The organism is Methylobacterium mesophilicum SR1.6/6 (genome assembly GCF_000364445.2).
In the GTDB taxonomy this organism is placed as follows: Bacteria; Pseudomonadota; Alphaproteobacteria; order Rhizobiales; family Beijerinckiaceae; genus Methylobacterium; species Methylobacterium mesophilicum_A.
Genome location: NZ_CP043538.1, coordinates 1,140,365 through 1,154,134, shown reverse-complemented (window position 1 = coordinate 1,154,134; position 13,770 = coordinate 1,140,365). Strand labels below are relative to the sequence as shown.

The following is a 13,770-nucleotide window of genomic DNA, read 5'->3' as shown; positions in this document are numbered from 1 at the left end:
TCCTGCCCACCCTCGGGCGGATTCGACGCCCGGCGGGCGGCCTGTGGGTGCGTCCCTGGGGCCCGGCGGGAAAAGCTTCACAAGGGTGTCACGCTGGGATTAGATGAACACCTGATGGACAGGGCCTTTTCGTCATCACGCGAAAGGGCACGGCCGGTGACAGCGCCGGCCCGGCCCGGCCGCGTTCCGGATGTGACCGCCCCGACCGGCGCCCCCGCGCGCCGGCCCGCCGCCCTGTTGCTCCCTCCGCCTCTCCCGCCAAGCCGACGCGCCGCGCGCCGGCCCGTCCCGCATCGGCCCTGGGCCGGTCCGGACGGGCCTGTGGGGCGGTGGCGCGGTCCCGCGCGTTATCCGCGTTCGAGATAGTCCGAAGAGTCGCGCCGATGATGGATCTCCAAACCCTCGTCCTCAACGCGGATTATCGGCCGCTCTCGTACAATCCGCTCTCGCTCTGGTCCTGGAAGGACGCGTTCACGGCCCTGTTCCTCGACCGGGTCACCCTGGTGGCGAGCTACGACGTGGAGGCCCGCTCGCCGTCCCGCGCCCTGCGGGTGCCGAGCGTGGTGGCGCTGAAGAACTACGTGGCGCTGGCCCGCAGCCCGGCCTTCACGCGCTACAACATCTACCTGCGCGACGGGTTCAGCTGCCAGTATTGCGGCCTGCGGCTGCCCTCGGGCGGCCTGACCTTCGACCACGTGGTGCCGCGCTCCCGGGGCGGCCTGTCGAGCTGGGAGAACGTCGTGGCGGCCTGCTCGCCCTGCAACCTGCGCAAGGCCAACCGCACGCCCGACGAGGCCGACATGCCGCTGATGAACGCGCCCCGCCGGCCGACGCGCTACGAGCTGCACCACCGCCAGCCCGAGTTCGACCACCGGCAGTACCACCACACGTGGCTCGACTACCTGTACTGGGACAGCGAGCTGGAGAGCTGAGGGCGTCGCCGGCGCGTCACCAGGCCGGCCCGCGCCGGGGCGGCTCGTTGTACATCGGGACGTTGTGGTTGCGCGGCAGATAGTCCCGGAAGAGCACGGGCGGCGGCGCGACCGGGACCGGGTCCAGGCGGACCCGGTGGTGCCGGATCACGCGCGGCGCGTGCCTGTGTCCATGCCTGTATCCGTGCCCGTGCCGGGCTGCGGAGGGCTCCGGTGCCAGGACGAGCCCGGCGAGCAGGAGGGGCGCGGCAAGCCGGAGGAACCGGTGTGTTCGCATGTGCAGGCTCCGCCAGCGCGGCACGAGGCGCTTCAAGACAAGGCGCTTCAAGACGAGGCGCTTCAACGAGAGGGACATCGACCCGCGGTCGCCGGCCGCGGGCCCGGCTTTCAGAACTTGACGGCGGCGCCGGCGCGGACGGTGTTCAGGTTGACCTTGTGCCCGTCGAAATCGTTGAACAGCACGTACTGGTACTCGGCGCGGAGCAGGATGTTCGGCGTGATCGCGTACTCGATGCCGGCTCCCGCCGCCACGCCGGCGACGACCTTGGTCTTCGACTGCGCCTGGAGGGAGGTGTACGGCGTGCTGCTGTAGGGCGCGCCCGGGTTGAAGCTCGCGTAGCCGAAGTTGCTCACGGAGGTCGGCGTCCCTGCCAGCGTCGCGTTGTAGGCGGTCAGGTTGAACCCGTAATTCTGGTAGCTGGTCGCGTCGGCGATGCGCGCCCGGCCGATGGCCACGCCGCCGGTCACGTAGGGCATGAAGTTCTCGAACGCGTAGCCGATGCGGGCGCGCAGGGTCCCGTAATCGTTGACCCGTGTGGCCGTGGAACCCGACAGGTTCACGGCCTCGTACTGGCCCGCGGCCGAGACCTGGCTGCGCCCGAGCCCGTCGCTCGACACGCCCATCCGGCCGAAATAGGTGTAATCGGCTTCCACGCCGAAGACGAACTGATCGTACTGGACGTTGTAGCCCGCGAAGGCGCCGAAGCTCATGTCGCCGACGCGCCGCGACGGCGGGCTCAGGAGGGTCGAGGCGCCGAAGTCGGACTCGCCGGTCGTGTTGTGCGAGTCGCGGTAGATCAGCGGCTGGAGCGCCCCCCGGCTGCCCAGGGCCGCGGACGTGTAGCCGCCGTGGCCGCCGACATAGATGCCGCTCCAGTCGACCACCGCGGGGGCGGGCAGCGGATCATACTCGGCGCCGCGCAGGTAATCGTAGTCCAGATCGGCGGCCCGGGCCGTGCTCACGCCGCAGAGGCCGAGAACTGCCAACAACGGAAAGGTGACGGTACGCATCGGGATCGTCCTGGCACTACGAGGCGGACGGCTGATCGAGCCTCGACGCAGTGATAGACGAGTAACCTTAATTGTCCGTTGCTTCGGGGTAATCTCGGGTTTCCCGCCGAAACAATCCTGTTTCTGACGGAAATGCCGGGCTTCAGGACTGATCTTCCTCGCAGGTCCGGCATGGCCCGCGGCGCGGCCGTGAAAACGCGAAACGGCGCGGAGAAGCTCCGCGCCGTCAGGCCTTGGCGGTGAGATCAGGTCCGGTCGGTGCTCAGTACTTGCGCACCAGCGGGCCCGGGACCGGCTCCGGCATCAGCGGCGGCAGCGGGGCCGCGACGAAGCCGCCGAGGTAGTAGCGCAGGCCGATCTTCACGTCGTGCGCCTCGATGTCCTTCACCTTGACCGCCGGCAGGGCACCGGTGCAGCACGGCACGTAGCCGGCGCCGGTCTCGGCCTTGCCGAGGTTCAGGTAGCGGTAGGCCAGTTCGACCTTGAACGCGTCGGTCACGTTGTAGGCCAGACCGGCGTGGAGCGCCCAGGCGAAGCTGCCGCTCGACTTGTCCTTGTAGAACTTGGTGCCGCTGTTGGTGTTGTAGACCGGATTGCCGTTGTTGTCGTAGACCGGCCTGTAGTTGTACGAGGGTGCCCCGCAGTCGCAGCCGTAGATCGGGTTGGCGTAATCGTAGCCGTAGGTCGGGCTCGTGAACTGCTGGTTGGTCGAGTAGGACGAGACGTGGTTGAAGGCGTAGCCGACGCCGCCACCGATGAACGGCGTGATGCCATACCAGGTGCCGAGGTCGAAGTAGGCGTTGGCGAGCACCACCGCGGAGTCGAAGCTGCCGCTCGACTTGTTCACGCCGTAGGAGCCGAGGCCGTCGTCGTAGTCGGGGCCGCGATAGTACTCGCTGCCGCGCAGGCCGGTGGAGTAGCGGTACTCTCCGGTGATGTCGCCGCGGAAGAACGGGGTGAACTGGTAGCCGACGCCGACACCCGCGAAGCCGCCGCTGCCGATGACGTTCCCGAAGGAGCGGTTGGCGTCGGCGTAGCCGGTGTAGTCGTAGGCCTCGCTGTATTTCGGGCGGGTGTAGATGCTCGCGCCGACATCGCCGCGCAGGTACCAGCCGCCGCCGACCTCGATCGGGGGGGGCGGAGGCGGCGGGGGTGGCGGCAGCAGATCTGCAGCGGCGGCGAGGCAGGGCGCGCCGACGCTCGCCGCGAGCGTCAGGCTACGCACCAAAGCGTTCAGCTTGGAGCGGGCCATAGGACTTCCTTCCGGACTCATGAGCGGACACGCAGCGCGCGGCTCGGGGACACTTGGTGAAGGATGTCCGGAAGGTCTTAAATCCGGCTTAACGTTAAATGTTATGCTTGCACGTTCATTGCGCGTCCTTCGAAACTGGCGAACGGGAAGTATTTGTTTATCTTCTTGGCGCCGTGCTGCGGCGTTCCGGGCATCAACTCTACGTACGAAGGCGTGCCCATGGTGAATCCGATCCCGGACGGCCCTCCGGGCGGCCAGGGCCGACCGGCCCGGCCCCTTCAGGTCGGCTGAGCGCTCCGTGCTGCCGGAGGACGTGCGCATCCTGGCGTTGATGCTGCCCGAGACGGTGGCGGGCGCGCACAGCGGCAACCCGGATTTCCGCGTCGGCGGCCGGGTGCTGGCCACCCTGTGGGTCGAGGAGGCGCGGGTGGTGCTGCGCCTCGCGCCCGAGGATCAGGCGGCACTGTGCGAGGCCGAGCCCGACCTGTTCACGCCGCTGGACGGAGCCTGGGGCCGGCGCGGCTGGACCAACCTCGACCTCGACCTGTGCGCGGAGGACACGCTGCGCGACGCCCTGCTGGCGGCGTGGCGCAGGACGGCGCCGCCGGAGCTGCGCGCCCTCTACCAGGACGCGTGAGCAGGCCGGCTGAGGCCCGTTTCAGGCCGCCGCGCGGGTCACGGCGTCGACCACCTCGTCGACCACCTCGTTGACGAGGCTGCGGTCGTCGCCCTCGGCCATCACGCGGATCACCGGCTCCGTGCCGGAGGGGCGGATCACCAAACGCCCGGCATTGCCCAGCCGCTGGCGGGCGTGCTCGATGGCGCTGACCACGCTGTCCTGGCGCAGCGGCTCCCCGGTCCGGTAACGGACGTTCTTGAGGATCTGCGGCAGCGGGTCGAAGCAGTGGCAGACCTCGCTCACCGGCCGGTTCTGCCGCTGCACGACGCTGAGCAATTGCAGCGCCGCCACGAGGCCGTCGCCCGTGGTGGTGTAGTCCGACATGATGATGTGGCCGGACTGCTCGCCGCCGAGGTTGTAGCCGTGCTCGCGCATGTGCTCGAGGACGTAGCGATCGCCCACCGCGGTGCGGGCCAGCGTCAGGCCGAGGCCGCCGAGATAGCGCTCCAGGCCGAGATTCGACATGATCGTCGCCACCACGCCCGGCTGGGTGAGGCGCTCGTCCTCTTTCCAGGAGCGGGCCACGACGGCCATGAGCTGGTCGCCGTCGACCACCTGGCCCTTCTCGTCGACGATCAGCACCCGGTCGGCGTCGCCATCCAGCGCAATGCCGATATCGGCCCGGCGCTCGCGGACCATGTCGATCAGGGCCGCCGGGGCGGTGGAGCCGACGGCGCGGTTGATGTTGAACCCGTCCGGCTCGGTGCCGATGGCGATCACGTCGGCGCCGAGTTCCCACAGGGTCTCGGGGGCGACCTTGTAGGCGGCGCCGTTGGCGCAATCGACCACGACCCGCAGGCCGTCGAGGGTCACGTGCCGCGGCAGGGTGCGCTTGGCGAACTCGATGTAGCGGGCATGCACGCTCTCGATCCGCTTGGCCCGGCCGAGGTCGTTCGCGCCGGAGAGGCGCTTGTGCATGTCGGCGTCGATCAGCCCCTCGATCTCGTGCTCGATCGCGTCGTTGAGCTTGAAGCCGTCGGGCCCGAACAGCTTGATGCCGTTGTCCTCGAACGGGTTGTGCGAGGCCGAGATCATCACGCCGAGATCGGCCCGCATGGAGCGCGTCAGCATCGCCACGGCGGGCGTTGGCACCGGCCCGAGCAGCAGCACGTCCATGCCCACCGAGGTGAAGCCCGCCACCAGCGCGGTCTCGATCATGTAGCCGGACAGGCGCGTGTCCTTGCCGATCACCACCCGGTGGCGGTGGTCGCCGCGCTGGAACACGAGGCCGGCCGCCTGACCGACCTTGAGGGCGAGTTCGGGGGTGATCACCCCGTTGGCCCGGCCCCGGATGCCGTCGGTTCCGAAATACTTGCGCGCCATGACGTCTCCGATGCCGGGCCGCGGACCCGACATAGCCTAGCAGATGACCGGTGCTTCCGGATGCCTAGTGACCGGAAGGATGAATCGGGTGCTCCGCGACAAAGGCGGTCGAAATGCGGCGCCCGGCGCGCTCCGGAAGCCGCGTTCCAGGAGCCGCGGCACCGAGGCCGAGACCAGCGCGAGACCCGAGAGGGTCAGGAGGCTGAGGACGAGCCGGCGGAACGCGGCCTCGCTGATGCCCAGGTAGATCCGGGCGCCGAGGAAGGTCGGGACCAGCATCGCCGGCAGCACCACCGCCAGCATCGGCAGCGCCGCCCGGGTGACGAGCCCGGAGGCGAGATAGGTCGCCATGGTCACGCTGAGCATGGCGAGGTTGAAGTTCTGGATCACCGACCGCTGCACGTCGCGCTCGTAGCGGCGCAGGGTGCACCAGAGGGTCGGCAGCACGCCGGTGAAGCCGCCGAGCCCGCCCATCAGGCCACCCCCGAGTCCCACCGCGGCATCGGCGAGCCGGCCGCCGGCCGTGATCCGCGGCAGGTTCTGGGCGAACAGCATGGCCGGGCACCAGACCATCAGCAGGGCGCCGAGGAGGGCCTTGAACCAGTCGGCGTCGAGCCGCGGCAACAGGAGGAGGCCGAGGGGGATCCCCGCGAGGCCGCCGAGCACAAAGGGCGCGAGGCGCCGGAGGTCGAACCCGCGCCGGACCGAGAGGGCGGCCACGACCTGGCCGGTGAAGGCGCCGGACACGGCCAGAACGGCGGCGAGCTGCGGATCGATCACCCAGGCCCAGAACGACAGGGAGACGAGCCCGAAGGCGAAGCCCGAGAGGCCCTGCACGAAGCCGGCGACGACCGCGCCCAGGGCGACGACGAGATAGGTCGAGACCGGCATCGGGGCTTTTGGGTGCGCTGCCTGGAGGAGGACCCTGTGTTTCCGATTCGCGGTGGGAGGCCGAGGCTCCGGCCAAGCTGGCAGCGTCGGTTTGCCGACAGGGGAAGCGGTTTGTCACGGGAGACGCGATGCGTTCTTCGATCCTCTCGGCGCAACGATGAGCCCGCGGCTTTGGCGAATACCGACGCGCGCGGCCGGGGGCGACAGGCTCCTCTCCCGTGCGGAGGGGGTTGGGGTGAGGGATACGACGGATCCGGATAGGACCCGCCATCGTCGCGCGCGCGACGAGCCACTTCCGGACGGACCCGATCCCTCACCCTGTCCCTTTCCCGCACGGGCTATGGGTTGCACAGTGGGCGATCGTCATCTCCTGTTTGCGGGAATGTCTCGATTCTCTTCTCTGTATCGCAGCGTCTCCGTTTCATCCCGTCATCCCGGGGCCGCGCAGCGGAGCCCGGGATTCAGAGACGCTGGTGCGGCAAGACCTTGCACCGATAGAGGTTCTGGATCGCCCGCCTCCGGCGTGCCCCTTCGGGTCCGGGCTCGCCTTCGGCGCCCCGGAATTGTCTGTTGCGGTGTTGCTAAGGTCAGGCCGTTCCGCGCAAGCGGGATGCTTGGTCCGGGTGGCCACCCGGACCAAGCGCGGAGCGCCGGCCGTCCCGGAATGGGGCTGCAACTCCCGAGAACGCATCGCCGATCTGAATCCCGACTCTGCAAGCCCGAGGGCGAGATGTCTGCGCGATCCGGACTGCGCTATCCCGAACCGGCACGCGCAACGAAAAAGGGCGCCTCGCGGCGCCCTCTTCGCTCATCCGACCCGTAGGGTTTCAGGAGGGTCTCAGGCCTGCGGCTGGGGCTCCAGCCCGCCGTCGGTCTCCTTCGGCCGGCCGCGGCCCGCCGAGGGGACCGAGGAACCCCGGGCCGGGGTCGGCGGCACGTCGCCGCCGTCGCGGATCGGGGGCTGGCCCTTGAGCAGGTTGCGGATTTCCTCGCCCGAGAGGGTCTCGTACTCGAGGAGCCCCTGCGCCAGGGCCTCCAAGTCGTCCTTGTGCTCGGCCAGGATGCGGCGCGCCTCCTCCAGGCCGGTCTCGACGAGGCGGCGGACCTCGGCGTCGATCTTCTGGGCGGTCGACTCCGAGACCGATTGCTGCCGGCCCATCGACATGCCGAGGAAGACCTCGTCGTTGTTGTCGCCGTACGCGACGGTGCCGAGCTCGGGGCTGAAGCCCCAGCGGGTGACCATCATCTTGGCGAGCCGCGTCGCCTGCTCGATGTCCGACTGCGCGCCCGAGGTCACCTTCTCGCGCCCGAAGATCATCTCCTCGGCGATGCGCCCGCCCATCATGATCGCCAGCCGCGAGGTCATCTGCTCGAAGCTCATGGAGAGCTTGTCGCGCTCGGGCAGCTGCATGACCATGCCGAGCGCCCGGCCGCGGGGGATGATGGTCGCCTTGTGCACCGGGTCGGTGGCCGGGACATTGAGGGCGACGATGGCGTGGCCGCCCTCGTGGTAGGCGGTGAGCCGCTTCTCGTCCTCGGTCATCACCAGGGTGCGCCGCTCGGCGCCCATCATGACCTTGTCCTTGGCGTCCTCGAACTCGTGCATCGTGACGATGCGCTTGCCGCGACGGGCGGCGAGCAGCGCGGACTCGTTGACCAAGTTCATCAGGTCGGCGCCCGAGAAGCCCGGGGTGCCGCGCGCGATGGTCTTCAGGTCGACGTCGGGGGCCAGCGGCACCTTGCGGACATGGACGCGCAGGATGCGCTCGCGGCCGGTGACGTCCGGGTTCGGCACCATGATCTGGCGATCGAAGCGGCCGGGACGCAGCAGGGCCGGGTCGAGCACGTCGGGGCGGTTGGTCGCCGCGATGATGATCACGCCCTCGTTGGCCTCGAACCCGTCCATCTCCACGAGGAGCTGGTTGAGGGTCTGCTCGCGCTCGTCGTTGCCGCCGCCGAGGCCAGCGCCGCGGTGGCGGCCGACCGCGTCGATCTCGTCGATGAAGATGATGCAGGGCGCGTTCTTCTTGGCCTGCTCGAACATGTCGCGCACGCGGCTGGCGCCGACGCCCACGAACATCTCGACGAAGTCGGAGCCCGAGATGGTGAAGAACGGCACGTTGGCCTCGCCCGCGACCGCCCGGGCGATCAGGGTCTTACCGGTGCCGGGCGGGCCGACGAGCAGCACGCCGCGCGGGATCCGGCCGCCGAGCCGCTGGAACTTCTGCGGGTCGCGCAGGAACTCGACGATCTCCTGGAGATCCTCCTTCGCCTCCTCGACGCCCGCGACGTCGTCGAACGACACGCGGCCGTGGGCCTCGTTCAGGAGCTTCGCCTTCGACTTGCCGAAGCCCATGGCGCGGCCGGCGCCCGACTGCATCTGGCGCGAGAGGAAGATCCAGGCGCCGATGAAGACGAGGATCGGCAGCCAGCTCACCAGCAGCTGGATGAACCAGGGGGTGTTGTCGGACGGGGGACGGGCGGTGATCGTCACGCCCTTGCCCTGCAGCTTGGAGACCAGGCTCGGGTCGTTGGGCGCGTAGCTCGTGAAGTTGCCGCCGCCGACATAGGTGCCGGACACGTCCTGCCCGGAGATCACCACCGACTGGATCTTGCCGGAATCGGCGTCGTTCAGGAGCTGGCTGTAGGCGATCTCGCTGCCGCCGCCCCGGTGTCCCGGATTCTGGAACAGGGTGACGAGGGCCAGCACCAGCAGGAAGATGACGACCCACAAGGCAAAGTTGCGAAAATTCGGGTTCATCGATCAATCCCTGGCGTGTGCGGCCCCCGGATGGACGCGTCACCCGGCTCGGCCGGCCCATCCGTGCACACCTCGCCAATGTAAGCGGGGGGCCCTCCCTTGCCAAGTAATCGGGGATCCCCTGCGGCGAGGGCAGCATCTTGCGGGTGTCGTCGCGGCGGCGCGGGGGCCAGACTCACGGTCGCCGCCGCGTCGGACGCGATCAGAATCCCGGCCAGCGTGCGCCGGATCGGCGCGTTGCGCCGCAGGGCCGGCAGCAGGGATTCGAGGACGAGCGCCTCGAGACGGTCGAGACGGCGTGGCGCGGCCCCGGCCCGCGACAGGGCCAGATCGACGCAGCGCAGGGCCACGGCCTCCGGCAGGGCCGCGAGGCGTGCGCCGTCGAGGCGCAGCGTCGCCCCCTGCTCCGTGCCGGGCCGCAATGCCGTGGCGAGCGCCCGCTCCGCCGCGCTCCTCAGGGCGGCCTCGTCGCGCGCCGCGCGCTCGGCGAGGCGGGCGAGGCGCGCCGCGCTCAAGCCTTCGCGCTCCAGGGCCGGCCAGGCGTCGCGCAGGCGGCCGCGGGCGAAGCGCGGGTCGGCGTTGGTGGGGTCGCGCAGGACCGGGATGCCGCGCGCTTCGCACCACGCCACCAGGGTCGCCTTCGGCAGGTGCAGGAACGGTCGCCCGAGCACGATCTCGGGGGCGAGGTTCCGCTCGGCGCGCATGCCGGCGAGGCCCGCGAGGCCGCTCCCGGCGGCGAGGCGCATCAGCACCGTCTCGGCCTGATCGTCACGGGTGTGGCCGGTGAGCACGAGGCCGGCACCGATCGCCGCGGCCTGGGACGACAACAGCGCGTAGCGGGCTTCGCGGGCGGCGTCCTGCAGGCCGCTGCCGGGTTTCGGCCCCGTCCAGCGCAGGGTGGTGTGCGGCAGGCCGAGCCGGTCCGCGGCGCGGGCGACCCCCTCGACCTCGTCGCCGGATGTCGGCCGCAAGCCATGGTCGACGGTGGCGACCCGCAGGGATGTGCCGGGATGCGCAAGGGCCGCCGCCGCGTGCATCAGGGCGCTCGAATCGGGCCCCCCGGAGACGGCGAGCAGGACGGCGCGCCCGTGGCGGGCGGACCGTTCGAGCCAGGGGGCGATCGCGTCGCGGAGCGGGTCGCCCGCTCCGCTCAAGCGGCGCAGCGGGCGCGCTTCTGCTCGCGCACGACGCCCTGGCGGACGCCCGCGGCGGCGTTGGGGAACTTCCGGTCGAGCTCGGCCAGCGTCGCGCAGGCCTGTTCGCGGGCGCCCAGCGCGTTCAGCGTGACGCCGAGCTTCAGCATGGCTTCGGGGGCCTGGGTCGAGCGGGCGTAGTCGGTGGAGACCTTCAGGAACTGCTCGGCCGCCTCGCGGTTGCGGCCGCGGGCGAGGTAGCTCTCGCCGAGCCAGTAGGTTGCGCCGGCAACCCGATTGTCGCGGGGATGCGACTGGATGAACTGGCGCAGGCCCATCTCGGCCTGCTCGTACTGCTTGGCGCGGAACAGCTCCACCGCGGCGTCGTAATCCGCCGCCGGGTCGCCGCTGCGCGTGGCGGCCACGCTCTCGGAGGGGCGCGCCGCCGGGATCGCGCCGGTCCGCGCCGGCGGGCGCAGGTCCACCGGCTCGTCGTAGCCGGGGGCGGCGGACTCCGCGTCCTCGTCGTCCGTCGCCCCGCTGATCGCGCCTTGGGGGATACGCTGCGGACGGGGCGCAGTCTCGGCCTCGACCGCTTCCCGGGGCGGCAGGGGCGCGGAGGGCTGCGTGCTGCCGAGCTGCATCGGCGCGCCGGGGGCGCCGGGAGATTGCGCCGGGTCGAAGGCGTCGCCGCGCTTGCCCGGGCGACCGGAGCCGGGATTGACGCCGTTGACGTTGCCGCCACCCGACCCGGAGGACGGAGCGGCCGAAGGCGCCGGCTTGCCGCCGCCCTTGCCCTCGTTCAGGCGGAACTCGACGTCCTCCTGGAACTTGCGCAGCTGCTCCTTGAGCTGGCGGTTCTCGTACTGGAGGGTCTCGATCTGCCCGGCCATGACCCGGGACTGGTTCTCGATGCGCCCGAGGCGCACCACCAGTTCGGAGGCGTCCTGCGCGGCGGCCGGGTGGCCGAGGAGCGCGGCGCCGAGGGCCGTGGTGAGGGCCGTGGCGAGGGCGAGGCGGGTGCGAAGGCGGGCGGGCATGGTGCGGCTGCGGTCCGGTGTCAGCGCGAGGCCCTATCAGATGCGCCGCACCGCGGCAAAACTGGGGCGCGGTGCGGAGGCGGGATCGTTCCCGCCCCCGTCGGGGGTGCCAGGGGGCTTACGCCCCGGCGCCCCGGTCGAGCACGATCACCGCCCGGCGGTTCTGCGACCAGCAGGAGATGTCGTTGCACACCGCCACCGGCCGCTCCTTGCCGTACGACACGGTCCGCATCCGGCTCGCCGCGATGCCGCGGGTGGCGAGGTAGTCGTTCACCGCCTGGGCGCGGCGGGCACCCAGGGAGAAGTTGTATTCGCGGGTGCCGCGCTCGTCGGCATGGCCCTCGATGATGAAGGTGTAGCGCGGGTAGCGCTGCAGCCACGCGGCCTGCTTGTCGAGGGTCGCGGTCGCGGTGGGCGTCAGGTCGGTGGAATCCGACTCGAAGAAGACCCGGTCGCCGATATTGACGACGAAGTCCTGCGCGCTGCCCGGGGTCGCGGCACCTGCCCCGAACGCGGAGGCGTCGGCGAGGTCCTTGTCGTTGCTGCAGGCGCCGAGGCCGAGCGAGGCCACGAGGGCGAGGCCGAGGGCGGCGGCGCGAAAAGACTGGGCCATGATCTGGAAAAACTCCTCGAGCGGTGCCGAAGGCCGGCTGCGGGTCTTCGAGGCGGGTCCGCGTACTCCTGAGCGCCGTCTTAGGCGCGGATGGTTAAGCGACGGTTCCGCCGCCTGGGGCGGAGACGTGGTGGCGGCTCGCCCCGGTCGGTGGCGTGCGCTGTCGCACCCGGAATGCGGCGGCTGCGGGGCGCATCGGCGTGCACGGGGGCGGAGTGCGGCTCCAGCGGCGATTTCGGCGGCGCGGGTTGCGGCGTAGCCACACGGCGGCCCGCGCGCGGTGGTCGTCAGAGGCCGGTATTTTAAGGGTTCCTCAACCCTAATGACTTCTGAATCGCGGGTGTAAAACTCCGGACCCTTGCCATGCGACCCGCCCAGAGCGTCCTCATCGTCGAGGACAGCTACCTGCTCCTCGAGATCATCGCGAGCCTGTGCGAGACGCACGGGATCCGGGTGATTGAGGCCTCGACGGGCGAGGCGGCGCTGACGCTCCTGCGCGCGCAGGGCGCGGCAATCGACTGGCTGTTCACCGACATCCACCTGCCCGGCCTGATCGACGGCTGGACGGTGGCCCACGCCTTCCGGGCGATCCATCCGGACCGGCCGGTGGTCTACACCTCGACGGACACGAACGGCCGCAGCGGCGTGCCCGGCAGCCTGTTCCTGCGCAAGCCGTTCCAGATGCAGGAGGTCAACCGGCTCGTGCGGATGATGGTCGACGGCCTCGGCGCCGCGCATCTCGACGCGCCGCTCCGCGCGGCGGGCTGAGCGGCCTCAGCCGCCCCGGAACAGCGCCACGATGTCCGGCGCGGCGAGCCACGCCTCCACCCGCGGGCAGGCGAGGTCGCCGGGCGGCGTCGTGTCGTAGATGGAAAAGCTCGCCGCGACGAAGCCCGGCAGGTCGTAGAGCACCGGGAAGTCGTCGCCCCGGGGCTTCGCCTTGAACAGGTACGCGCCGGTGAGCCCGAAATGCTCGGCGATGGCCGGGTAGAGCGGCCAGACCACGTCCTGCGCCAGCTCGTCGCCGAGGTAATCCTCGATCTCCACGGGCTCGGGCGTCAGCCCGTTCTCCTGCAGCAGCCGCCGGGCGATGTCGCCGAGGACGTGGACCTTGGGATGGTTCATCAGGTGCATGAAGGCGCCGCGGCGCGCCCAGCGGGTCACCTCGCGCTGCAGGTCGAAACCGAGGGCATCCGCCGCACCGACGAGTTCCCGCACCGCCGGGTCCCAATGGTCGAGGTAGCCGAGGCGGGCGAACACGTCCTCGCGGAACAACGCGGCGGTGCGGCCGGCATCGAGGCCGAGCCGGTGGGCGGTGAGCGCGATCGCCGAGTGGTACTGACCCATCGGCGACGGGGTCAGCTTCAGGGCGGCCAAGTCCGAGGCCTGGCCCACGTAGACCATGTCCGGGTGGAAGGCCGAGAACACAATCGACGGGAACAGCCTGAGCCGGGGATCGGCGGCGCGCAGGGTGGCGACGTCGCCGCCCGGGATCAGCCCGGCCGGGAAGGCCTGCGAGAAGACGTGGTCGTGGGCGCGCAGGGTCCGGATCAGGCCGTCGACATGGCCGTGGTCGCGCTTCAGCGAGCCCATGGGCAGGTAGCGGACCGGGCTCCGCGGGGCGAGCAGGCGCATCGCCCGGGCGATGCCCCGCGCCTGGCAATTGCCCAGCACCGCGATGGTCGGCCCGTCACGGGTCGTGGCGGCGCGGGCGCGGTTCCGCCATGGTGTCGCCCAGGTGGGAGCCCAAGTGGTCGGCGAGAGGGTGAACGCGCTGCGGGCGCGCCGGGGCAGGTCGTTCAGGGCCACGTCGCGTGCCGGTGTCCGCGGACGGCTCAGCACCCCCGAGGGCCTGT

13 protein-coding genes are annotated in these 13,770 nt (G+C 70.8%); 3 read left to right on the top strand and 10 right to left on the bottom strand.

The window, feature by feature from the left end; all coding sequences use genetic code 11:
• Window positions 1-383: 383 nt before the first annotated feature.
• The gene (locus MMSR116_RS05230) at window positions 384-932 is read left to right on the top strand and encodes an HNH endonuclease (RefSeq protein ID WP_010685206.1); all 549 of its coding nucleotides are present in this window, start codon (window positions 384-386) and stop codon (window positions 930-932) included.
• 16 nt (window positions 933-948) lie between these two features.
• On the opposite strand, the gene MMSR116_RS05225 is transcribed toward MMSR116_RS05230, so the two are convergent.
• The 3 genes from MMSR116_RS05225 to MMSR116_RS05215 all read right to left on the bottom strand — a co-directional run bounded on the left by MMSR116_RS05225 (window position 949) and on the right by MMSR116_RS05215 (window position 3,474).
• Window positions 949-1,287, bottom strand: a complete 339-nt coding sequence (locus MMSR116_RS05225; protein WP_244625603.1) for a hypothetical protein — start codon at window positions 1,285-1,287, stop codon at window positions 949-951.
• A 32-nt stretch (window positions 1,288-1,319) separates the two neighbouring features.
• Window positions 1,320-2,222: an outer membrane protein gene (locus MMSR116_RS05220; RefSeq protein WP_010685205.1), complete on the bottom strand. Its 903-nt coding sequence runs from the start codon at window positions 2,220-2,222 to the stop codon at window positions 1,320-1,322.
• A 262-nt stretch (window positions 2,223-2,484) separates the two neighbouring features.
• Window positions 2,485-3,474: an outer membrane protein gene (locus MMSR116_RS05215; protein ID WP_010685204.1), complete on the bottom strand. Its 990-nt coding sequence runs from the start codon at window positions 3,472-3,474 to the stop codon at window positions 2,485-2,487.
• A gap of 298 nt (window positions 3,475-3,772) precedes the next feature.
• Between MMSR116_RS05215 and MMSR116_RS05210 the strand changes: the two genes are divergently transcribed.
• Window positions 3,773-4,111 carry an MmcQ/YjbR family DNA-binding protein gene (locus tag MMSR116_RS05210; protein WP_010685203.1) on the top strand — a complete coding sequence of 113 codons (339 nt, stop codon included), beginning with the start codon at window positions 3,773-3,775 and terminating at the stop codon, window positions 4,109-4,111.
• Between the two features lie 21 nt (window positions 4,112-4,132).
• Here the strand turns inward: MMSR116_RS05210 and glmM are convergent, their stop codons facing one another.
• The 6 genes from glmM to pal form a co-directional block, all read right to left on the bottom strand.
• The gene (glmM, locus tag MMSR116_RS05205) at window positions 4,133-5,476 is read right to left on the bottom strand and encodes a phosphoglucosamine mutase (RefSeq protein WP_010685202.1); all 1,344 of its coding nucleotides are present in this window, start codon (window positions 5,474-5,476) and stop codon (window positions 4,133-4,135) included.
• A 36-nt stretch (window positions 5,477-5,512) separates the two neighbouring features.
• Window positions 5,513-6,367 carry a sulfite exporter TauE/SafE family protein gene (locus MMSR116_RS05200; RefSeq protein ID WP_010685201.1) on the bottom strand — a complete coding sequence of 285 codons (855 nt, stop codon included), beginning with the start codon at window positions 6,365-6,367 and terminating at the stop codon, window positions 5,513-5,515.
• Between the two features lie 838 nt (window positions 6,368-7,205).
• Complete coding sequence (gene ftsH / locus MMSR116_RS05195; RefSeq protein ID WP_010685199.1) at window positions 7,206-9,128, bottom strand: ATP-dependent zinc metalloprotease FtsH; 1,923 nt, start codon at window positions 9,126-9,128, stop codon at window positions 7,206-7,208.
• Window positions 9,125-10,282 carry a tRNA lysidine(34) synthetase TilS gene (tilS, locus tag MMSR116_RS05190; RefSeq protein WP_010685198.1) on the bottom strand — a complete coding sequence of 386 codons (1,158 nt, stop codon included), beginning with the start codon at window positions 10,280-10,282 and terminating at the stop codon, window positions 9,125-9,127. Before tilS ends, ftsH begins: the two co-directional genes overlap by 4 nt.
• Window positions 10,279-11,301 carry a tol-pal system protein YbgF gene (ybgF, locus tag MMSR116_RS05185; RefSeq protein ID WP_010685197.1) on the bottom strand — a complete coding sequence of 341 codons (1,023 nt, stop codon included), beginning with the start codon at window positions 11,299-11,301 and terminating at the stop codon, window positions 10,279-10,281. The genes tilS and ybgF overlap by 4 nt, the downstream gene beginning before the upstream one ends.
• A gap of 118 nt (window positions 11,302-11,419) precedes the next feature.
• Window positions 11,420-11,914 (bottom strand): peptidoglycan-associated lipoprotein Pal, encoded by a 495-nt coding sequence (gene pal / locus MMSR116_RS05180; protein ID WP_010685196.1) that lies wholly within the window; start codon window positions 11,912-11,914, stop codon window positions 11,420-11,422.
• A 363-nt stretch (window positions 11,915-12,277) separates the two neighbouring features.
• On the opposite strand from pal, the gene MMSR116_RS05175 reads away from it, so the two are divergent.
• Window positions 12,278-12,682 carry a response regulator gene (locus tag MMSR116_RS05175; protein ID WP_010685195.1) on the top strand — a complete coding sequence of 135 codons (405 nt, stop codon included), beginning with the start codon at window positions 12,278-12,280 and terminating at the stop codon, window positions 12,680-12,682.
• A gap of 6 nt (window positions 12,683-12,688) precedes the next feature.
• On the opposite strand, the gene MMSR116_RS05170 is transcribed toward MMSR116_RS05175, so the two are convergent.
• Complete coding sequence (locus MMSR116_RS05170; RefSeq protein WP_106428287.1) at window positions 12,689-13,723, bottom strand: WcbI family polysaccharide biosynthesis putative acetyltransferase; 1,035 nt, start codon at window positions 13,721-13,723, stop codon at window positions 12,689-12,691.
• Window positions 13,724-13,770 lie beyond the last annotated feature (47 nt).